The sequence below is a fragment of the Limnothrix sp. FACHB-406 genome (assembly GCF_014698235.1).
Lineage (GTDB): Bacteria > Cyanobacteriota > Cyanobacteriia > CACIAM-69d > CACIAM-69d > CACIAM-69d.
Genome location: NZ_JACJSP010000003.1, coordinates 378,924 through 401,035 on the forward strand (window position 1 = coordinate 378,924; position 22,112 = coordinate 401,035).

The 22,112-nt window shown below is 49.9% G+C and carries 12 protein-coding genes; 6 read left to right on the forward strand and 6 right to left on the reverse strand.

Going from position 1 to position 22,112, the window contains the following annotated elements; genetic code table 11:
* Window positions 1-40: 40 nt before the first annotated feature.
* Together pds and H6G53_RS05125 are read left to right on the forward strand one after the other, a co-directional pair.
* Complete coding sequence (pds, locus tag H6G53_RS05120; RefSeq protein ID WP_190531244.1) at window positions 41-1,453, forward strand: 15-cis-phytoene desaturase; 1,413 nt, start codon at window positions 41-43, stop codon at window positions 1,451-1,453.
* 49 nt (window positions 1,454-1,502) lie between these two features.
* On the forward strand, window positions 1,503-2,456 hold the full coding sequence (locus tag H6G53_RS05125) for a phytoene synthase (protein WP_099533555.1): 954 nt from the start codon (window positions 1,503-1,505) through the stop codon (window positions 2,454-2,456).
* 79 nt (window positions 2,457-2,535) lie between these two features.
* Here the strand turns inward: H6G53_RS05125 and H6G53_RS05130 are convergent, their stop codons facing one another.
* From H6G53_RS05130 to H6G53_RS05145, 4 genes are all read right to left on the reverse strand, one after another.
* Window positions 2,536-7,935: an ATP-binding sensor histidine kinase gene (locus H6G53_RS05130; protein WP_190531246.1), complete on the reverse strand. Its 5,400-nt coding sequence runs from the start codon at window positions 7,933-7,935 to the stop codon at window positions 2,536-2,538.
* 150 nt (window positions 7,936-8,085) lie between these two features.
* Window positions 8,086-14,349, reverse strand: a complete 6,264-nt coding sequence (locus tag H6G53_RS05135; RefSeq protein WP_190531248.1) for an AAA family ATPase — start codon at window positions 14,347-14,349, stop codon at window positions 8,086-8,088.
* Between the two features lie 358 nt (window positions 14,350-14,707).
* Window positions 14,708-15,199 (reverse strand): hypothetical protein, encoded by a 492-nt coding sequence (locus H6G53_RS05140; protein ID WP_190355182.1) that lies wholly within the window; start codon window positions 15,197-15,199, stop codon window positions 14,708-14,710.
* 91 nt (window positions 15,200-15,290) lie between these two features.
* The gene (locus H6G53_RS05145; protein ID WP_099533550.1) at window positions 15,291-16,625 is read right to left on the reverse strand and encodes a P-loop NTPase fold protein; all 1,335 of its coding nucleotides are present in this window, start codon (window positions 16,623-16,625) and stop codon (window positions 15,291-15,293) included.
* Between the two features lie 416 nt (window positions 16,626-17,041).
* Here H6G53_RS05145 and H6G53_RS05150 point away from each other — a divergent pair, with 416 nt between their 5' ends.
* The 3 genes from H6G53_RS05150 (at window position 17,042) to thiD (ending at window position 20,303) form a co-directional block, all read left to right on the forward strand.
* Window positions 17,042-17,881: a cell division protein FtsQ/DivIB gene (locus tag H6G53_RS05150; RefSeq protein ID WP_158234453.1), complete on the forward strand. Its 840-nt coding sequence runs from the start codon at window positions 17,042-17,044 to the stop codon at window positions 17,879-17,881.
* Window positions 17,882-18,144: 263 nt separating this feature from the next.
* Window positions 18,145-19,422 carry a cell division protein FtsZ gene (gene ftsZ / locus H6G53_RS05155; RefSeq protein WP_190531250.1) on the forward strand — a complete coding sequence of 426 codons (1,278 nt, stop codon included), beginning with the start codon at window positions 18,145-18,147 and terminating at the stop codon, window positions 19,420-19,422.
* Window positions 19,423-19,478: 56 nt separating this feature from the next.
* Window positions 19,479-20,303, forward strand: coding sequence for a bifunctional hydroxymethylpyrimidine kinase/phosphomethylpyrimidine kinase (gene thiD / locus H6G53_RS05160; protein ID WP_190531252.1), 825 nt, complete (start codon window positions 19,479-19,481; stop codon window positions 20,301-20,303).
* A gap of 176 nt (window positions 20,304-20,479) precedes the next feature.
* Here thiD and H6G53_RS05165 read toward each other — a convergent pair whose 3' ends face one another.
* Complete coding sequence (locus tag H6G53_RS05165; RefSeq protein ID WP_190355185.1) at window positions 20,480-20,626, reverse strand: hypothetical protein; 147 nt, start codon at window positions 20,624-20,626, stop codon at window positions 20,480-20,482.
* A 99-nt stretch (window positions 20,627-20,725) separates the two neighbouring features.
* Between H6G53_RS05165 and H6G53_RS05170 the strand changes: the two genes are divergently transcribed.
* Window positions 20,726-21,304, forward strand: a complete 579-nt coding sequence (locus H6G53_RS05170; protein WP_190531254.1) for a hypothetical protein — start codon at window positions 20,726-20,728, stop codon at window positions 21,302-21,304.
* Window positions 21,305-21,402: 98 nt separating this feature from the next.
* Here H6G53_RS05170 and H6G53_RS05175 read toward each other — a convergent pair whose 3' ends face one another.
* A complete protein-coding gene (locus tag H6G53_RS05175; RefSeq protein ID WP_143473035.1) occupies window positions 21,403-21,855 on the reverse strand; it encodes a hypothetical protein in 453 nt (150 codons plus the stop codon).
* Between the last annotated feature and the right edge of the window lie 257 nt (window positions 21,856-22,112).

Here is a 22,112-nt window from a genome sequence, read left to right on the forward strand (position 1 = left end):
TTCCGTTGTTTACCCCTAGCGAGTAGGACTGTTGAAATCCATGCGAGTTGCAATCGCCGGTGGCGGCCTAGCGGGCCTGGCCTGTGCCAAATATTTGGTCGATGCGGGACACCAGCCGATCGTGTTGGAACGCGAGGCCGTGTTGGGTGGTTTGGTGGCCGCTTGGCAAGATGAGGATGGTGATTGGCTGGAAACGGGGCTGCACGCCTTTTTCGGTGCTTATCACAACATGAAGCAACTGATGGGCGAGCTGGACATTCTCGATCGCCTGCAATGGAAGCGCCACGCCCTGGTGTTTAACCAACCGGAGAAGCCGGGAACCCTGTCTTGGTTTGATGTGCCGGACATTCCCGCCCCGTTTAATGTGATCATGTCGATTCTGCGGAATAACGACATGCTGACCTGGGAGCAAAAAATTCGGTTCGCGATCGGGCTGTTGCCGGCGATCGTGCGGGGTCAGCAGTACGTGGAATCCATGGATAAGTACAGCCTCTTGGAATGGCTGCGGCTCCAGGGGGTGGATGAGCAGGTGAACACCGACATTTTCATCGCCGCCTCCAAGGCCCTGACGTTTATTAATCCTGAGGATGTGTCGGCTACGGTTCCCCTGACGGCGCTGAATCGGTTTTTGCAAGAGCGCTATGGGTCCAAGGTGGCCTTTTTGGATGGGGCCCCGCCGGAGCGGTTGTGCCAGCCGATCGTGGACTACGTGACGGCTCGGGGCGGAGAAGTGCGCACCCAAGCGCCGCTGAAGGAAATTGTTTTGAATGGCGATCGATCGGTGAAGTCTTTCATTGTGCGCGGTCAAAACGGCGCGCCCGATGAGGAAATTGTGGCCGATGCTTTTGTGTCCGCCATGTCGGTGGATGCCTTAAAGATCATGATGCCGGACGCTTGGAAAGCCGTGCCGGAGTTCGAGAAGCTGCAAGGCCTCGAAGGTGTGCCGGTAATCAATGTTCAAATTTGGTTTGATTGCAAGTTGCCGACGATCGACCAGTTGTTGTTCTCCCGATCGGATATCCTCAGTGTTTATGCGGATATGAGCCGCACCACTCGGGAATACGAAGACCCGGATCGATCGATGCTGGAATTGGTGTTGGCTCCGGCCAAGGATTGGATCGGCCGCTCCGATGAAGACATCATTGCTGCCACCATGGACGAGCTGGCTAAGCTGTTCCCCGATCACATTCCCCACCAGGCAAAAGTTCGCAAAGCCAAGGTGAAAAAAACGCCCCGATCGGTCTACACGGCCCGGCCGGGATGCCAGGCCCTGCGCCCCCAACAGGAAACCTCGATCGGGAATTTTTTCCTGTCCGGTAGCTACACCATGCAAGAGTTTCTAGGCAGCATGGAAGGGGCTGTGCTTTCTGGTAAGCTGACAGCGCAAGCGATTGTCCGCAATGCCGCGCGCCTTGAGCGCGATCGCGATTTGGCCCTGGCCGCTTCCGCCTAAGCCACTCCTTTGACTGACCCATCGACCTTTCCCAGCCCCGCCGGTCTTCATGCTGCACTTGCCTGACCCGCCACGCACTAACACCCTGGCGACCCTGGAAGAATCCTATGAGTTGTGTCGCCAGGTCACAGCCAAGTACTCCAAAACGTTCTATTGGGGCAGTGCGCTGATGCCGTTGGCTAAGCGGCGGGCCATTTGGGCAATTTATGTTTGGTGTCGGCGCACTGATGAACTGGTCGATGGGCCCATGGCCAAACTGACCACGCCGGAAACCCTGGACGATTGGGAACGGCGACTCGAACAGCTTTTTGGTGGCCATGCGCTGGATGATTCTGATGTGGCCCTAGTTGACACGATCGGGCGCTACAACCTAGATATTCAGCCCTTCCGCGACATGATCGCCGGGCAGCGCATGGATCTCTATCGCAGTCGCTACGAGACCTACGAAGAGCTAGAGCTATATTGCTATCGCGTGGCGGGCACGGTGGGCCTGATGACCACACCGGTTTTGGGGGTGGCTAGCGAGCCGGCCCGCGCCCCTTGGGATGGGTTTTTGCAAATGCAAACCAGCCCCGATCGCAACCCGGATGACCCCACGGAACGGGCGATCGCCCTCGGCATTGCCAACCAGCTCACCAACATCCTGCGAGACGTGGGCGAAGACCGCCACCGGGGCCGAATTTATCTGCCCTTAGAAGATTTGGAGCGATTCCGCTACACCGAGCAGGACTTGATGAACGGTGTGGTTGACGATCGCTGGCGTGCCCTGATGCAGTTCCAAATTCAGCGGGCCCGCACCATTTTTGACAGCGCCGCCAAGGGCATTCGCCTGCTTCACCCCGATGCGCGTTGGCCCGTTTGGGCTGCTTTGATGCTCTACAGCCGAATTTTGCACTCGATCGAGCGCAACGGTTACGACGTGTTCAATAAACGCGCCTATGTCCCCACCACGGGGAAAGTGCGCTGTCTGCCCGTGGCCCTGATGCGATCGCAGGTTCTCTAGGCCAAGCTGTTAACCCGCCACGCAAAATCGTTGGGCCAGTCGATCGGTGCTCGTCAGCGGCTGGCTCAGTTCAAACTGCTCAGCCCTCGATCGGCAGTCGAATCAAAAATTCAGCGCCTTGTCCTGGCTCTGACTCAACGGTCAGACTGCCACCGTGTTTATCGACTACGATTTGTTGGGCGATCGCGAGACCCAACCCTGTGCCTTTACCTACGGATTTTGTGGTGAATAAATGGTCAAAGATTCTTGACTGCACCTCTGCATTCATCCCCTTGCCATTATCCCGAATCGTAATTTGTACCTGATCATCAACCAGAGTCGTGCTGATGGTGATCTGTTGAGGATGTGCTTCTAATTCCTTGAACGATCGCCCCTGGGCTAACTCATCAAACATATCGATCGCATTAGCCAGGATGTTCATAAATACCTGGTTGAGCTGTCCCGGGAAGCAATCGATCGGTGGTATTTCACCATAGTTGGTAATCACCTCGATCGCCGGCCGATTAGCATTAGCCTTGAGCCGATATTTCAGAATCAGCAGCGTGCTATCAATCCCTTCATGCAGGTTGGCACTGACTTTATACTCCGTATCCGCACGGGAGAAGGTACGCAGGCTGGTGCTAATCGACTTGATGCGATCGGTTGCCCCTTGCATTGAATTCAGGAGCTGAGGCAAATCTTCGCAAACATATTCCAAATCAATATCTTCAGCGTGATCTTGAATCGGAGAAGTGGGACTAGGATAATGCTGCTGATACAGAGCTAGATGTTCAAGCAAGTCCTGTACATGCTCTTTGGCATTATCGATGCTGCCGTTCAGAAAACCGATCGGGTTGTTAATTTCATGAGCAACCCCCGCTACTAAGTTTCCCAAAGATGCCATTTTCTCGCTCTGCACCATTTGCAACTGGGATTGTTCCAATTGCTGAGCATAAAGTTGAGATTTTTGATAGAGTCTGGCATTTTCCAAAGAAATGGCCGCTTGCGTACAAAGAAAGTTGAGCACTGCAATACGATCATTCGTAAATACACCGCTAGTGGAGTGATTTTCCAAATGCAAAATAGCTCGTAGCTTTCCTTGATTGAGAATCGGTAAACATAGAACACTCTTCGGCTGATGCTGATTCAGGTAATCACCAATCACTGGAAGATCAGTTTTGAGATCATCAACCATCACCGTCGTTTCAGTGTTCTTCACGTATTGAATAAGCTTCACAGGAACCGTTAGGTTATTATCGAGCGATGCAGACTGCAAAGTTACTCGCTCTAGGTCTGCGATTACTCGCACTTGCCATTGATTCTCTTCGCAGAGCATCAAAGCACATCGGTCTGCACCAGAGTTCTCAAGCATCGTCTGAGCCAGCATTCGTAGGAGTTCATCTAGGGCGATCGTGCTAGCAAAGGCTTGAGAAATTTGCAACAGAGTAGCAAGATCTAGAGTTTCGTTGATAGCGCTAGAAGAATTTGTGTGCGGCGTGGAATGAATTGAATGAGCAGAAGTGGTAATACTTGAGAGGGTTTCTAAAACAGTCAAGCGTTGATTAGCTGCCTGGACAATGGGTTGCAGTAATTGAGGGTAACGCTTTTCTAAGTCGTTGATTTTTGCTCTGGCTCCCCAACGGGCATAGCAGTAGTAAGCTTCCTGCATATAACCTGCGGCGACTTTTGTTTTACCCCAATCGAGATAGAACTGAGCCGCGAGTTCATTGGCCAGAGCTTCTTCTTGGAGGTAGTTATTTTCTTTAGCACCAGCGATAGCAAGATCGTACCAATCTCCTGCTTCATAGCAAGAACCCAAAACTCGGTATTTTTCTGCTTCCAACAAATTCACTTTGTGCTGATGATTCATGGGTGCAGAGGTTGCCCATCGGGATAAGGCTATCTGTTGTTTTTCTGCCAGAGCACATGTATTTAATCGTTCTGAATTTGATTCAGTTGCCGCAATCCTAAGATAGGTTAAACCAGCATAAAAATAAAAAATTGGAATCAAGATAAACCCGTCAATACTATCTAAGTATGGAGAAGCATTATCAATATAGCTAAGAGCACGGTCATAGTGACCAAAGATATAAGCAAGCATGAGCTTACAAACATAAGCCCAGGCCAGGGCCATTAACTCATTATCTCGAATGTATTGAGAAAATAAAGATTTTTCGTCATTAACATCACCAATTAGCATGTCTGGGCAATCAGTGATGACAATAAGATTATGAAGGATCTGTTGTTTAATTTTGGTATAAATTAGAGGATTATACTGCTTCATTTGAAATAGAGCGTCAGCATACTTTTCAGTCTCAGGCTGTATATATTCTAAGCAAAGACCAGAAAAAAATTGATTATAGAGACAGTTATTAATGCTATAGCCTGCATAGAGTAATCCACCTGTTTCTAAGTGCAGGAAATAGCCTTCTTTGAGTAATGGAACTGTGGACTGTAAAGATTGGCGACGGTGTTGAATAAAAGCGCCAAAAAACAGTAAGACCATAGCTTTATTTTCAGCAGAATAAAACTGATCGAGCAAATCTAAGGCAAGTTTTCCAAATTGATAACCTTTCTCTGCTTCGTTATATAAAGTTGTTAGAATCAAACCGTAGCCTATATAGCCGATTGCTGATACTGAACTATTGCCAAACTGCAGCGACAGGCTGACCATTTTGGCACAAAGTAATGGCAATAAAGTGGGGTTCGATACTTTTACCGGTACAAACAATATGCCAAGTAACTTCAGGGCTGCAAGCATATACGAATTGACCATTACTGGTAACTTAGCCAAATCTTCAATCACTTGGCCTTCAAGTTTTAGGGCTAAGTCTTGCAATGCTTTCTCAGCAATTACCTGATCTCCCTGAGAGGAAAATTCAACACCTAGTTGCGCCAAAGCATTAGACCCAACTGATATTGCTTCCGCCATTTGATTTTGAGCTGCTCGTCCATTGATTTGAATGGCATAAACCTCCACTTTATCCAAGACTGTTTTTGCTGCATCTAAAACTTCTTGGCTATAGTTCTCCATACTTTTCCAATCTCCAACCAAATAGGCAACCTCCGCTGCTAGTACATGTAGTTGAAGGCTTAAGTCATACTGGTTATGCCAACTGTTACTAGTGAGCAACAACAAACCAGTTTGAACAAAGTTCTTGGCAGCGACATAAGCTGTAGAATTTTTAGCTTTCTGGGCAGCTCCTAAGTTAGCTTGCGCTAAAGCTTGAAGTTCTGCTTGGTCTGTGAGCAGTTCTCGTCCCAAGTTGAGATGCCCAACAATATCAAATAGCTTTGCTTTTCTTTCAGTTGCTGATAACTTGGCTTGCAATAGTTGACCAATAGTTAAATGAATTAGTTTTTTTTGATCAGAGCTAATGAGGGAGTATGCAGCCTGTTGCACGCGATCATGCAAAAATCGATAAATAAGATTAGCCTGTATTTTCTCGGTAGTTTCGTTTGCTTCTTGTGAGTGAAAAAAACTGTACATTTGAGTATTGGGTAAAATAAATCCCTCTTGCAGTGCTCCCCAAAGGGCCGCCGCCGTTGCAGTTGGAGATTGCTGGAAAATAATTGCCAAGGTTGCCAACTCAAACCGGTTACCAATGCAGGCCGCCAGTTTCAAAACCTCTTGCGTCGCTGTCGGCAGTTTCCGCAACTGCAACGCCATAAATTCCACCACATCATCCGTCAGCGTCAGGGCATTGACCTGGGCAATATCACACTGCCAATAGCCTTGGTCACGGTCAAAAACGATGTACCCATCTTCATGGAGTGCCTTCAGAAATTGGGTCGTAAAGAAGGGATTCCCTTGGGTTTTACGATCAACCAGTTGAGTCAGCGGCTTTGATAGCTCTTGGCTACATTTCAACGTATCCGCTACCAAGCAATTGGTATGCTCTAGGCTCAGTGGCAACAAAGTGATTGTATTAACGGTCAAGCTCGCTTTTTTCAGCTCCCCGATGGTCAACATCAGGGGATGACCCGGTGAAACTTCGTTATCTCGATAAGCACCCAACACCAGCAGATAGCCACTGCTTTCCATGAGCACTTTCAGCAATTGCAGCGAAGCAGAGTCCGACCACTGCAAGTCATCCAGAAAGATCACCAAGGGATGATTGGCAGTTGTGAAAACTTGAATGAATTTCTGGAATAGCAAATTAAATCGATTCTGGGCTGCGGTTCCTGACAGTTCTGGGACTGCTGGTTGATGACCAATAACTTGCTCTAACTCCGGAATGACTTCAATCAAAACTTCGCCATTGTCACCCACTGCTTCTAGAATTCGATTCTTCCACTGGGCGAGTTGAGCATCGGACTCTGAAAGCAATTGACCCATCAAGTCGCGTAAAGCCTGCACAAATGCAGATAAGGGAATGTTACGATTGAATTGGTCAAACTTCCCTTTAATGAAATAACCTTTTTGCTGAGTGATTGGCTTATGGACTTCATTCACCACAGCAGTCTTACCAATCCCCGAAAATCCCGCCACTAGCATCAGTTCTGATGCACCTTGGGAAACTCGCTCAAAAGACTTGAGCAAAATCTGTACTTCACTTTCACGACCATAGAGCTTTTCAGGGATTAGGAAGCGATCGCTCAGATCCCGTTGCCCCAATTCAAACTCAGTAACTTCGCCTGTTGTTTCCCATTGGCTTAAGCATTGCTGCAAATCATGCTGAAGACCCAGGGCACTTTGATATCGATCCTCAGCGTTTTTAGCCATCAGCTTGGCCACGATCGCCCCTACGATCTTAGGCACTGACGGATTTACCTGATCCACTGGCTGTGCTGTTTTGGCGATATGGCAATGCAACAACTCTAAGGGATCGTCAGACTCAAAAGGCAATTGACCCGTCAATAGTTGATATAGTGTCACCCCCAAGGCATAGTAATCGGCTCGATAGTCAATGCCACGATTCATACGCCCGGTTTGCTCGGGAGCCAGATAGGCTAAAGTTCCCTCTAAAATATTTGGATTTTGAATTTCTTGAGTTTCTTTAGGTAATAAAGAAGCAATACTGAAGTCAATTAATTTGATTTCTTTTGATTCGGGATCAATCAAAATATTGGCAGGTTTAATATCTTTATGAATAACGCGCTGCTGATGCAGATCGTGCAGAATGGTGGTCAGTTGTAATGCAATCTTGAGCACTTCGACCCAATTAAGCTGGTGCTGCTGTAGGTATTGATGAAGGGATACCCCTCCCCACTCTTCCATCACGAGCACATAGCCATTCCCCAAGGACTGAAGAGTCAGGGGATGAATGATGCCAGGTAGATTGAGGTTTTTGGCGATCGCGTATTGGTTCCGAAATTGCACCAGTTCGCCAAAGGTGGGATAGCCCGACAGCAAGACTTTCAACACCACCGATCGCTGATCCGCATCCTGGACAGCTCGATAGACGGCCGTTCGCGATCCCCAATACAGTTGCTCCGTGATTGTGTAGCCACCAATTGCAGGCAATGGCTGGGATGAAGAGCTGGTGAGGGGGGACATGGATGTGGTTAAGAAGAAAACCTACTTTTCAGTATAAGGCTCCCTTCTGGTGATGCGGCAACTTCAGAGTGCTCGTATCACGCTAAATGCAGGATTAGTACACATACTTTATGTTTCGTATCGATAACAACTCTTCTGCTTCAAAAAAGTCTATGACTTAACTGGCAATTGAATCCGGAATTCAGCGCCTTGTCCCGGTTCCGACTCAACGGTCAGACTGCCGCTGTGTTTATCCACTACAATTTGTTGGGCAATTGCGAGACCCAACCCTGTACCTTTACCTACGGATTTTGTGGTGAACAAGTGGTCAAAGATCCTGGATTGCACTTCTGCATTCATCCCCTTGCCATTATCCCGAATCGTAATTTGTACCTGATCATCAACCAGAGTCGTGCTGATGGTGATCTGTTGAGGATGTGCCTCTAATTCCTTGAACGATCGACCCTGGGCCAACTCATCAAACATATCGATCGCATTAGCCAGAATATTCATAAACACCTGGTTGAGCTGTCCTGGGAAGCAATCGATCGATGGTATTTCGCCATAGTTGGTAATCACCTCGATCGCCGGCCGATTAGCATTTGCCTTGAGCCGATATTTCAGAATCAGCAGCGTGCTATCAATCCCTTCATGCAGATTAGCGCTGACTTTATACTCCGTATCCGCACGGGAGAAAGTCCGCAAACTGGTACTAATCGATTTGATGCGATCGGTTGCCCCTTGCATTGAATTCAGGAGCTGAGGCAAATCTTCGCAAACATATTCCAAATCGATATCTTCAGCGTGATCTTGAATTGGAGAAGTGGGACTGGGATAATGCTGCTGATATAGGGCTAGATGTTCCAGCAAGTCCTGCACATGCTCTTTGCCATTATTGATGCTGCCATTCAGGAAGCCGATCGGGTTATTAATCTCGTGAGCAACACCCGCCACTAGGTTCCCCAAAGAAGCCATCTTCTCGCTCTGCACCATTTGCAACTGAGCATTTTTTAGTTCCTGCAATGTACGTTCTAGATCTTCCGACTTTTGCTGAATTACAGCTTCAGCCAAAATTCGATCGCTAACATCTTGAATCATTGAAAAGATGCCAATAGCCTTTCCTTCATTATCTACCAGAGGCGTATTGATCCATTCACAAGTGATGATCGTTCCATCCTTCCGAATATTCTGATTTAAACTATGGAATCCCCCCCTTTGTTCCAGCAATGCTGTCATAACTTCAGCTACAAGGGGTCTATCCGATTCTGGAACAATCTGAGTTGCGTGATGATCCAGCATTTCTTCTGCAAGATAACCAAATATTCTTTCAGCGGATGGATTCCAGCTCGCCACCTTAAATTGGTCATTCCATTCGATAATGCCAACAGGTGTTTGCTGAATCAGAAATGTCAGCCTCTCTTGAAAATCCCTCAACGAAGCCTCTGCCGCTTCGCGCTCCTGTGATGCAGCTTTTTGCTCACTGATGTCCAACAAAAGTCCATCCCAAACCAACGTTTCATCTGCCAGTTTTTTAATGCGTGATTCTCCATGAATCCACTTAACTTTCCCAGATGGGGTAATAATTCTTCCCTCCCACCGCCAAGGTGTCAAGGCTTGAGCTGAATCAGCAATCGTTTGACGATACAGTTCAACGTCCTCTGGATGTGTCATATTCATGAGAATGCGTACGTCGGCGATCGCTTGTTCGGCCGTAACTTCGTACAGGTCATAACAAGCGTTGCTGATATAGGGCATTGATACTGAGCCATCAGTTTTCATGAGGAACTGATACACCACCCCCGGAACGTTATCCACTAGATTATGAAAACGGGATTGGGTATTGTCCAACTCATAGAGAGACTGCTCTAGCTGCTGACTATATTCTTGAGATTGTTGATAGAGTCGCGCATTTTCCAGAGAAACTGCCGCTTGAGTACAAAGAAAATTGAGCACTGCAATGCGATCGCTCGTGAATACACCGCTGGTTGATCGATTTTCCAAATACAAAATAGCGCTTAAATTTCCTTGATTAAAAATCGGCAAGCACAATACGCTCTTAGGTTGATGTTGAACGAGGTAATCGCCAATTACGGGAAGCTCAGTCTTGAGATTATCAACCACCACTGTCATTGAAGTATTTTTTACGTAATGAATCAGTTTGGTAGGAACCGTAGAGTTATCTTCTAGCGGCACAGCTTGCAGTGCTACTTGTTTTGCATTTGCCATCACCCGAACTTGCCATCGATCGTCCTCGCAGAGCATTAAGGCACATCCATCTGCTCCAGAGTTTTCAAGCATGGCTTGGGTCAGCTTTTTGAGCAGTTCATCCAGAGCGATCGTGCTGGCGAAAGTCTGGGAAATTTGTAGCAATGCAGCTAAATCTAGAGTCTGATTGATATTGTTGGTAGAATAGGTGTGAGGCGTAGAATGAATTGAATAAGTAGGAGCACTAAGACTCGATAGTGTTTCTAAAACAGTCAGGCGTTGATTTGCAGCTTGCAAAATGGGCTGCAACAACTGGGGGTAGCGTTCCTCTAAGTCATTTACTTTAGCTTTGGCTCCCCAGTGAGCATAGTGATAGTAAGCTTCTTGCATATAACTTTCAGCAATCTTCTCCTTTCCCCAATCAAGGTAAAACTTAGCAGTAAGTTCATTGGCGAGAGCCTCTTCTTGAATGAACTCGTTTTTTTGAGCCAGTAGGATGGCGCGATCATATAGATCAACTGCTGAACTGCGGTCTCCACTCAAGCGAACAAGCTCTGCCGTAACTAAATAGTATTTGTGCAAAAAGTTATTAGGACAAGCCTCAGCCCATTTTTCTAATAATTTCTGATGTTCTTGAATTTGTTGATAGTAAGCTAATTGAGTTTCTTCGTTCACATCAACATAAATGGCTGCCAAACTCAAGGGATAATAAGTATGGTAGACGATGATGGGAAAAAATCCCATGTTTGCAGGCAATGTATCTTGCAAAGTTTCTGATATTGCTAAAACTTGAGCATAATCACCTTTAAAGTAAGCCCGCTGTAAAACCAAAAAACCATACCAACTAATAGCAACGTTAAAGTGACTTTGTTGCCATAACTGAAAAAATGGATGCTCAAAGTAGCCAGGTGCTGTTAGGGTCTTGTCCTCAATTATATCGTCTATTAGTTCTCGTACAAACTGTCTTTGAAGTTGAAAAACACCCAGCATATTTTGATCATTTGTTTTTTCAACATAGCCGAAATATTTTTGAATTTCTTCTTGTACAGAAAGCAGAGGAGTTCCTTTCAAAAGATGAGACCAAATCAAGAAAATAATTGCCCATGCCCCAAAAACTAAATCGCCCGATTCTGCACACAGCTCAGCCGATTGCTTATAGAGTGGTATATTCTCTGCTAAAGGTCGCGAAAAAGGGTTGATAATATGAGCAAAATGATTATTGTTTTTGGCCATAAATTGAGTATTTTTAAACATGCGGTCAATATCTAAAGCGACCTTGCCAAATTCATAAGCGCTTTGATAATTTCCTTCAAATGCCAACATCATGCCGTAACAGCAATAAGCAAAGCTAGAACTTTCTGCTCGTCCATACCTGAGGGATAGGTTCACCATGCGCAAAGTTGTTAGCAAATTCAGCAGTTGATTACCTGCCAAATAAGAAGCTGAATACAGAATTGCTAGAAGCTTCATGCAACTCTGCTGAACTGGTTCGGTCATTTCAGGTAAATTTAGCAGACCTTGAACTGACACTTGAGAAATATTAGTTTGAACTTGTTGCCGCTCTACCTCTACTAAAGATTTCAATTCATTTTCATCAGTTGGCAATACCATTTCTAAGACAGCTAAACCTTTAATCCCTGCTTCAACGCTAGATAGCATATTTGTTCCCAAGGTCATTCGCTGCGTCATAAGAATGCTATAAATTTGAGCTGTATCTAGAGGATCTGTAATCCACTCTAAAATGTAGTTTAGTAACGTTTCTGAAGTACTAAATTCACCAACAAGGTAGCTACATTCTGCTTTTTCTCGATAGAGATTTAGCATGAGATGATAGTGGGAGTCCCAGATTTCTTGAGATAATCGCTGAAGTCCAATATTAAAGTATTCAATGGAAGCTTGATAAGCGACCGAAATCTTGGCTTTCATGCCCGCTAAAAGTGCTAATTCTGCTAACTGAATCACCGATACAGAGTATGGATCAGTGTCAATTCCTATGTTCAAATGATTGACAATATCAAAAACTGCGACTTCTAATTTTTCTTGTGGCGTACTATTCAGCAGGAGCTGTCCAACTTTAAGATGAGTGGCTTGCTTTCGTACCTGCGGAATCAAAGAATAAGCCGCTTGCTGCACTCGATCGTGCAGGAATCGATAGGCTGGATTGGCATGATTTTGAGCTTCAATCTGCTCAATTTCTTCAGACTGAAAAAACTTGTAAACCTGAGTGATCGGAATGATTAGTCCTTCCTGCAATGCTCTCCACAAGCAAGTGGCTGCTTCCGTTTGGGATTGCTCTGCCACGATCGCCAGGGTCTGCAAATCAAACTGTGCGCCAATACAAGCCGCTAATTTCAAAACCTCTTGCGTCGCTGTCGGCAGTTTCTGCAACTGCAACGCCATAAACTCCACCACATCATCCGTCAGCGCCAGTGCATTGACCTGGGCAATATCACATTGCCAATAGCCTTGATCACGGTCAAAGACGATGTACCCATCTTCGTGAAGCGCTTTCAGAAATTGGGTCGTAAAGAAAGGATTTCCTTGGGTTTTACGATCGACCAGTTGAGTCAGTGGCTGTGATAGCTCTTGGCTGCATCTCAATGTATCCGCCACCAAGCAATTGGTATACTCTAGGCTCAGTGGCAACAAAGTGATTGTATTAACGGTTAAGTTCGCTTTTTCCAATTCCCCGATCGTCAGGATCAGGGGATGAACCGGCGAAACTTCATTATCTCGATAAGCACCCAACATCAGCAGATAGCCACTGCTTTCCATGAGCACTTTCAGCAATTGCAACGAAGCGGAATCAGACCACTGCAAGTCATCCAGGAAGATCACTAAGGGATGATTGGCAGTCGTGAAAACTTGAATAAATTTCTGAAACAGTAAATTAAATCGATTCTGGGCTGCGGTTCCTGACAGTTCCGGAGCTATGGGCTGCTGACCAATGACCTCCTCTAGCTCCGGAATCACCTCAATCAAGACCTGGCCATTTTCACCAACAGCTTTGAGGATTTGAGCTTTCCATTCGGCTAATTGACTGTCAGACTCTGAGAGCAGTTGCCCCATCAGATCCCGCAAAGCTTGCACGAATGCTGACAGGGGAATGTTGCGATTAAATTGATCAAACTTTCCTTTGATGAAGTACCCTTTTTGCTGAGTGATGGGTTTATGAACTTCATTGACGACGGCAGTTTTCCCAATTCCCGAAAATCCCGCCACCAGCATCAGTTCTGATGCACCTTGGGAAACTCGCTCAAAAGACTTGAGCAAAATTTGTACTTCACTCTCACGACCATAGAGCTTTTCAGGGATTAAGAATCGATCGCTCAAATCCCGTTGTCCCAGTTCAAATGATGCAATGGTTCCTGTTGCTTCCCATTGGTTTAAACATTGCTGCAAATCATGTTGTAAACCCAAAGCACTTTGATATCGATCCTCAGCGTTTTTAGCCATCAGTTTTGCCACGATCGCCCCCACCATCTCAGGCACTGACGGGTTTACCTGATCCACGGGCTGTGTTGCTTTAGCGATATGGCAATGCAACAACTCCAAGGGATCGCCAGACTCAAAAGGCAATTGACCTGTCAATAGTTGATAGAGCGTCACGCCCAAGGCGTAGTAATCCGCTCGATAGTCAATGCCACGATTCATGCGCCCAGTTTGTTCGGGAGCCAGGTAGGCTAAAGTTCCCTCTAGAATGTTGGGATTTTGAATTTCTTGAGTTTCCTTGGGCAACAAAGAAGCAATACTAAAGTCAATTAACTTTACTTCTTTCGATGCGGAATCAATCAGAATATTGGCGGGTTTAATATCTTTATGAATAACGCGTTGCTGATGCAAATCGTGCAGAATGGTGGTCAGTTGCAGGGCAATCTTGAGCACTTCGACCCAATTAAGCTGGTGCTGCTGTAGGTATTGATTAAGGGATACCCCTCCCCAATCTTCCATCACCATCACATAGCCATTACCGAAGGGCTGAAGAGTCAGGGGGTGAATGATGCCAGGTAAATTGAGGTTTTTGGCGATCGCGTATTGATTCCGAAATTGCACCAGTTCGCCAAAGGTAGGATAGTCCGACAGCAAAATTTTCAGCACCACCGATCGCTGATCACCATCCTGGACAGCTCGATAGACAGCCGTTCGCGATCCTCTGTAGAGCTGCTCGGTGATTGTGTAGCCCGGAATATTGGGTATTGACTGTTCGGATACTCGAGTGGCAGTGGTCATAAGTGATACCAGGAGATCGGCTCAATCCATTCAAGACGCACGACAAATCCTCAAGCACTCGGCACTGCCAGGATATTGATTTAGTGTCTCAGGGCACTTAAGAGATCACTCAACGATCACTCAGCAATGCGGCTCTATAAATTTTGCGTAAAATCAGGAAAATCTCGGGAATAGCAGAAAAGTGCTGCGCAGAAACTTTCCCAGCACTCAGCACTGACAAGGCACTGATCCAATGTCATGGGGTACCAAGGAGATTACCCAGCAGTATAGCTCTACAAATTTTGCGTAAAATCGGGAAAATCTAGGAAATTACAGGAAAATTCCGAAAAAAAATCCAACTTGTTGGAGCAGGGAAGCGCTAATTGCTCAACACTGAGGCGAGAGGCTGAGGCTGCTGCTCAAAGAAGCGAATGCTGGTGGGCGTGCGGTTTTTGAGATCGGGGGCGTAGCGGGCTAGGTGGCGCACTACCCGATCGTTGACCCACAAAATGATGGGAAATCGAAACTGATGAGTGAAGGCGTTGAAGGCCCGATTGGTGGCCACCAACAGATCATCCAGTTCTTCTAGGGTTTCCAGCCCGGTAACCACCAGGGCTTGAGGTGGGTGTTGGCGACAGAGATTCTGGATGGGTGACAAGAGCGATCGGGCGGAGGTGGGCAACTGCAAGCACCCGACCTCCAAGGACAGCATCTCGCGTAAGCGATTAGTGGCACAACGCTGAACCGTTGGATCGTTGCAGTGCGCCAGAATCAGGGCAAATTCTCCCTGCTGGTGCAACAGAGTTCTGGCCAAAATGGCAACAGATCGCTCATTGGCGTTGGCGAGACCGCCTGGAACTTTGGGGCCCATGGCTTAACGCTCCTCTTTGGGAACAGTCGCGTGACTGCTACGTATTGCGCCTGGGTGGATGGGTTAGGCCCAGGCGGCGATCATCTGGGAGTTAGCGGTTTTGTTGCTGCCAAGCTTGAAACCAATCGGTTTCTTCGAGGGAAGGGTTGATGCCAAACCACCGTCCCTGGGCATCGCGGTACTCGTAAACAATTTGAGTCCGCAGCAGCATTTGGTAGCTGTCCTCGCCACGCACACTTTGTTCGCGGACAACCTGGAAAAGGCGCTCTCGCTCAATGTCATCGATCGACAGGGTGAGATCGTCCCGACTGTCGCGAATGGCGCGCTCCAAGTTCGCCCGAGCAAAGGGAGGGTCTTCCTGCTGTAGGCAGCGATAGAGTAATCCTAACAGGCTTCGGGGGTGACCACCACTGACCCGACAAAGACGATTTAGGGTTTCCAAGTCTTCAAAAACTTCGCTGACATGGCTGAGTGCTTCGGTGGGAGAAAGGTTTGGGAAAGCCCTCGCCAAAACAGCCGATCGCAAGGCTTCCATGCCTGGTTCAAAGGGTTCCCCATTCCGAGTCCGCACCGGAATCATTGACAATACTTTGGGAGCCAAACCGCCGCCTAAGCGGTTTTTCATCGCTTCGTATTCGTCAGCAAACATTAACGAAAGGGGAACGGTGTAGACCAAATGGCAATTAATTCGCCGGAGCTGAGCACCGCGATCAATAAATAAATATTCCGGTTGCCGCCGCCCGATCGAGGGTAAGGTGCGGCTATCCACCCGATCGAGGTTATCCACAATCACCACCAATCCCTTCTTGCCGCGCCGCAGCAATTCTTGGGTGGCCCGCTGAATAATTTCCTCGTTAATGGCCCGCAGAATTCCCTCCGTTCGCGGTTCCAGGTATTGCCGCAATTGGCTGCGCAGTTTGGGATTGTCCTGGGTTTTGGCGGTAATTTTGGCAATTCCTAGGGAAACCTCCGCCTGAGCACCCAGTTCGATCGGGGTTTGCAGAAAATCTGAAACCTCTTGGAACAAATTGGCAAAATAGCTGGGTTTCAACTTAATGCCGACGGCATCTAAGTTTTCGCTGACCTGGCGAGTAATGGCCAACAAAATATCACTAATATCCACATCGGCCATGTCTAAGTCTTGGGTAGACTCGAAATAGACCACATGGAAATTCTCTTGCTCCAGTTCAGCTTTCAACCGCAAGAGTTCCGTGGATTTTCCACAGCCAATGTGTCCCGTAAAAAGCTGACAAGTGGGCACATCGGGAGAAATTCGGACGATCGTCCGCTTCAACTCACCGATGATATTGCCACCGCGCACATTCGAGAAATCAATATAGTATTTTCGATCTTCCGGCTTGGCGAGATCGAGCGTATAGGAAGGATTACAGGCCTTAAAGAAGCGGGATATATCGTCAATTGCCATGGTACTGAGAAATATCGGCCAAAGAAAACAGCAACAATCGACTTGGACTAGGGCTACGATGCAACCATCATGACCAACCTAGCGATCAAAGTACAGGGACACCGGCATTCACCCTGAAATCTATTCCTGAAATCTTGTCCTGAAATCTTGAAATTGATTGAAGTTGTGCAGTTTGTCCTGGATTGCTGCTGCGGTGGGCATGGCGAGCAGCGGCAACTATTCTAAAGGGCCCCATTTTGAATTGGGGTTGGGGGTCTTGGCCACTGAAGCTCAGGAGAAATCAGCCATCCCTTGCAGGAAGCCATTATTCAGGACACTATTCCAGACGCTATTACATAAAACAGATCAGTTAAATGGGCCAGATGTTTAACGGGCCAGATGACGGGCCGGATCCAGATCTGGATCCGCTTGTTCCCTTGTCTCGTCGCCACTTGGATCTGCGGCGATCGCACCTTCGCCGTCGTCGCCACTGGAAAATTGCGCGGCGAAGTTGGCGCTTGGTGGCGGTGGGGTTGGTGGCGATCGCGACGGCCAGCTTGGTTACGTCTGCCCCTTGGGTGATTCGGGGGCCCGAACAGGTGGACGTGCTGGGCAATCGGATGCTGAGCGATGATCACGTGCGATCGCTCCTGGGCATCAGCTATCCCCAATCTTTGTGGAAACTCCAGCCCCAAGTGATTGCCGCCAGCCTGCGAGCCAGGGGCCCTGTGGCCCATGCGGAAGTCACTCGCCAACTGTTGCCGCCCAAGTTGGTGGTGCAGGTCACGGAGCTGTTTCCGGTGGCTGTGATTGAGTCCACGGTTCCGGTGCAACGGGCTGGCGGCAACCCACGCGCCCAAATCGGTCTGATGGACAGCCAGGGCACTTGGATTGAGCTAGAGCGCTACCAAGCTATGCGCCCTGTTCCCCAATTGCCCGTGCTCAAGGCAATCGGGGACTATGGCACGATTCAACGGGAATGGGCTTTTATCTACCGTTGGTTGAGTTTGTCGCCTGTAGCCGTGCAGGTGGTGGATTGGCGCAACCCCCGATCGATCCGTTTGCAAACGGAATTGGGGCCCGTGGAATTGGGAACCTATGGGCGCGATCGCTGGGCCCAGCAAATGGCCCTCCTGGCGCGGATGCGATCGCTCCCGCAACAACTTGATCCCAGGCAAATTGATCACATTGATTTTCGGGATTTGGAGCGACCCGCCATCCAAATGCGATCCACCACTCTGGACAAGGGAGCACAACAACAGCTAAAACCACCCTAGTAACACTGTTGTTGCCTGAGCACATTGCCTGAGCACATTGCCCGAGCACATTACCCGAGCATTCCACCCGTTGATCGGATTTCCGCCTCAGCCACTTCCCCACACTCGTTTACGCCCCGGCCCCCTTGATCCAACAGCCGCCAGATTGCTGAGATAACTTTTTTCCAGCAACTTTCAGCAACTTACCCTATAGTTGTCTACAAATTCTGTAAATTCTGTCGGTTGGACAATCTAACCTTCGACCCTTTTAGCTTGCCAATCCCATGACGCTTAATGACCGCCTGGGGCCTGCCCAAGACAACCCAACCGCCTACGAATCCGCCGAGTACCCCCGTGGAGCCAGCGGAGCCTATGGAAGTGCTGGCCTGCCCCTCAGCAATATCGGTAGCGGCTTTAAGAATAATGGAGATGGCGGGATGCAGCCCGGTGAAACTGCCAAAGGAAGCGAGATCGTGCCAGGAAGCATCGCCCGTATTAAGGTCATTGGCGTAGGTGGTGGCGGCGGCAACGCTGTGAACCGCATGATTGCCAGCCAAATTTCCGGCATCGAGTTTTGGTCCATCAACACCGATGCCCAGGCCCTGACCCAATCGGCGGCCCAAAACCGCTTGCAAATTGGTCAAAAGCTAACCAAGGGGCTGGGGGCTGGCGGCAACCGCACCATTGGCAAAAGCGCCGCTGAAGAGTCCCGGGAAGAAATTGCCAACCTGGTGCAAAACACAGAATTAGTCTTCATTACGGCCGGCATGGGCGGCGGCACTGGAACCGGGGCCGCCCCGATCGTGGCGGAAATGGCGAAAGAAGCCGGTGCGCTGACGGTGGCAGTGGTGACCCGGCCCTTTAAGTTTGAAGGGCGGCGGCGGATGGCCCAAGCCGAAGAAGGCATTGCGGAACTGCAAGCCCAGGTGGACACCACGATCATCATCCCTAACGATCGCCTGTTGGCCGCCATTCCAGAACAAACCCCCGTCCAAGAAGCCTTCCAGTTTGCCGATGACGTGTTGCGGCAAGGGGTTCAGGGAATCTCTGATATCATCACCATTCCCGGTTTGGTGAATGTGGACTTTGCCGATGTGCGGGCGGTGATGGCCGATGCCGGTTCGGCGCTGATGGGCATTGGTATTGGTTCCGGTAAATCCCGGGCCCGCGATGCGGCCAATGCGGCTATTTCCTCCCCGCTGCTCGAAGCCAGCATTGAAGGGGCCAAGGGCGTGGTCTTGAATATTACGGGTGGTCGCGATCTAACCCTCCATGAGGTGAATGCGGCCGCTGAAGCGATCTATGAAGTGGTTGACCCGAACGCCAACATCATCTTCGGTGCGGTGATTGATGAGCGACTGCAAGGGGAAATTTGCGTCACGGTCATTGCAACGGGCTTTTCGGCAGATTTGCCCCCCAGTCCGGCGGCGGGCCGCTTGAGCACTGGTTTACCGCGATCGACCCCCAAGCCCCTCCCAAACCCCACAGGTGACCAAAAGGGCAACAGCATGTTGGGTGGGCTAGATATTCCCGAGTTCCTGCAACGGCGGCGGAATCCCTAGGCTCCCCGATCCCACCCGATCTTGCCCGATCTTGATCGTCCTAGATCATCTAGACCATGAGCCAGGGATTGCAGCCCCCGATCGCCTTGACCATTGCCGGTTCCGATAGCGGCGGTGGCGCGGGAATTCAAGCCGATTTAAAAACCTTCGCCATGCACTGTGTTCACGGTGCTTGTGCTTTAACCTGCGTGACGGCCCAAAACACCTTGGGGGTCACCAGGGTTGACCCGTTGGCTCCGGCTGCGGTGGTGGCCCAAGTTGATGCGGTGGCGATCGATTTAGGCATCGCAGCGGCCAAAACGGGCATGTTGCTGAATCGAGACATTATTGCGGCCGTGGTCGATCGGCTCACGGCCGACCCGTTACCGGCCTTGGTTGTGGATCCGGTGATGGTGTCCCGCACGGGGGCGCAGTTGATTGATGATGACGCGGTGGCACTGATGCGCGATCGGCTGTTGCCCTTGGCGACGGTGGCCACGCCCAATTGCTATGAGGCGCAATTATTGGCCGGACGGGCGATCGAGTCCTTGGCGGATTTGATCGCGGCGGCGAAAACCATTTGGCAGTTGGGGCCCCAGGCGGTGGTGGTGAAGGGGGGTGGTTTGCCGGGAGATTTACGGGGCGTGGATGTGTGGTTTGCGGGCGATGAACCGGTGGTGTTGCGAACGGAAACCGTGGACACCCCCCACACCCACGGCACGGGCTGTAGTTTGTCTGCGGCGATCGCGGCGAACTTGGCCTTGGGACAAGCCCCCTTGGCGGCAACCCAGGCAGCCAAAACCTACGTCACGCAAGCATTGCGCCATGCTCTGGCGATCGGGCAAGGCCAGGGGCCGATCGGGCACTTTTTCCCATTGTTAAACGGTTGGTTGAACGGTTAATCGCCCCTGCATCGCACCCCGTGAATTCCTGACTACCGATCCCCAACCACTAATCCCCCACCGCGATCGCACCCTCATTCCCCAATCCTGGAAGTTTTGAGCAGGAAATTGCCTGAACGCGCTGAATTTTCACCAATCTCAGCTCCTTAGCGGGCGTGGGCAGATTTGACGACCGATCATCGGCCAGTTTCGCAGGCGACAATCAGCCCCTCCCCAGTCCGGAAGTCTGCTGCTTCGGTAGGAAGAGGAAAAAAGATGGTGACGATCGCTACGACCGGTGGTGAAAACACGGAAATTGGGCGATCGGGGACAGGCTGCTGCATGACTGAGATCGGTCTCCGTTTGCGATCGCCGTCGCCATCTGTGATTGCTAACCGAGTGAAACTAGAGATATCACAAGCATGATGGGCGATCGAGCAATGATGAGCACGCATTCCCCCAAATCTGGCCAGCGTCCAGAGGACAACGTGCGGGCGATCGCCGACGCGTTGGCCGTCTATCTCGCTTGGTCGTTTCGCAACAGTGTGACGCAGGTCAAAAAAACAACAACCGCTACCCCGGAAGTGCCCGCTGGGGGGCGGTCAGCTTCGGATTCCCAACCAGCAACCACGGTCGAAGCCATGGACGACCAACCACCAGCCGGTTTGGCCGACTCTGTGACCCCGTCTGCAACTTCGGAGAAGGCTGATAATGACTTGGTGAATTTACGGAGACTGACCCAGTTCGCGCAACCGGGCCCGGACGCGATCGAGCCGATCCTTTCCTCTGAGTCATCTTCTGAGTCACGGCCGACGGCTGAACTGCGGGCGGAAACGGAACCCTCCTACCAATTGCCAGGGTTAACTGCGGCCATGACCACCACGGAAACCATTACCAGCGGCGTGAATTTCCCAAGTGAGCGATCGAGCACTGCCACTCCTGTTCAAGGATCGCCAGACTCCGATTGGGTAGATTTTTGGGCCGATCCTTGGGATACGGTTCTGGAACCGGGCATGGGTTAAACCGGTTCTCACTCGATCGCCTGGCGACAACCCTCGCAGCCGACTTTCGCGGCCGAACCATTCTGACCAACTAGGGCGAATGTTCTGAACCGGCCGCCCTAAACCAGCCAGCCCGTTTCGTCATCATTACTCTTGCGCGGGTCGATCGGGCCCGAGACCGAACGGCGCGGCGGCAATCGGCGCGGGGTCGGCGCATTGGGACGAGTCAGGGGCTTCGGCAGGTTGCGATCGTTCATCGGGTCGATCGGGGCGGGGGCAACCGGCGGAGCCAAATTCAAAATGCGGGGCTTGCTGCGGCGCTCCGGCACGATCGGGGCTGCCAACTTAGCTGGCAATTGTGGTGGTGTGCTGGCGGGGAGGCTACGGCTAGCGATCGCCGGGGCCGCAGGTTCCGCTTGTTGGGCTAACCACAACCGCAACCCATCCTCGATCGCATTTCCAGGTGCATCGGTCAGTTCCAACACCCGATTGATCAAGGTCGGATCCAAGAAAACCGTATATTGCTCGCGATGTTGGCTGGACTGACCGGATGGGGCGGATGGTGCAGACATGGAAAGCGTAGCGATCGGGTGGGCAAATAACTAGATCCATTGTCGCCTGTTTTGGGGCCGATCGCCCATTGACCTGGGGCCCAACCAATCTCGAACGGACGATCGGCGGGTCAACCTCACTCGGGCAGACGACAGCCACCGATCGGCCGCTAGCAGGCAGGTAACAAGCCATGGGGGCGGCAATTGACTGGGCCAAATGGCTTGGGAAATTGGTCGAGCAAGATTGGGTAGAAATTCGGCAAAAAATTGACAAAAAA

Bases quoted from the DNA above. Each gene is read 5' to 3' on its own strand.
- H6G53_RS05130 (WP_190531246.1), bottom strand. From the start codon at position 7,935: ATGTCCCCCCTCACCAGCTCTTCATCCCAGCCATTGCCTGCAATTGGT.
- H6G53_RS05145 (WP_099533550.1), bottom strand. From the start codon at position 16,625: ATGGCAATTGACGATATATCCCGCTTCTTTAAGGCCTGTAATCCTTCC.
- thiD (WP_190531252.1), top strand. From the start codon at position 19,479: ATGAGCCAGGGATTGCAGCCCCCGATCGCCTTGACCATTGCCGGTTCC.
- H6G53_RS05165 (WP_190355185.1), bottom strand. From the start codon at position 20,626: ATGCAGCAGCCTGTCCCCGATCGCCCAATTTCCGTGTTTTCACCACCG.
- pds (WP_190531244.1), top strand. From the start codon at position 41: ATGCGAGTTGCAATCGCCGGTGGCGGCCTAGCGGGCCTGGCCTGTGCC.
- ftsZ (WP_190531250.1), top strand. From the start codon at position 18,145: ATGACGCTTAATGACCGCCTGGGGCCTGCCCAAGACAACCCAACCGCC.
- H6G53_RS05135 (WP_190531248.1), bottom strand. From the start codon at position 14,349: ATGACCACTGCCACTCGAGTATCCGAACAGTCAATACCCAATATTCCG.
- H6G53_RS05170 (WP_190531254.1), top strand. From the start codon at position 20,726: ATGAGCACGCATTCCCCCAAATCTGGCCAGCGTCCAGAGGACAACGTG.
- H6G53_RS05140 (WP_190355182.1), bottom strand. From the start codon at position 15,199: ATGGGCCCCAAAGTTCCAGGCGGTCTCGCCAACGCCAATGAGCGATCT.
- H6G53_RS05125 (WP_099533555.1), top strand. From the start codon at position 1,503: ATGCTGCACTTGCCTGACCCGCCACGCACTAACACCCTGGCGACCCTG.
- H6G53_RS05175 (WP_143473035.1), bottom strand. From the start codon at position 21,855: ATGTCTGCACCATCCGCCCCATCCGGTCAGTCCAGCCAACATCGCGAG.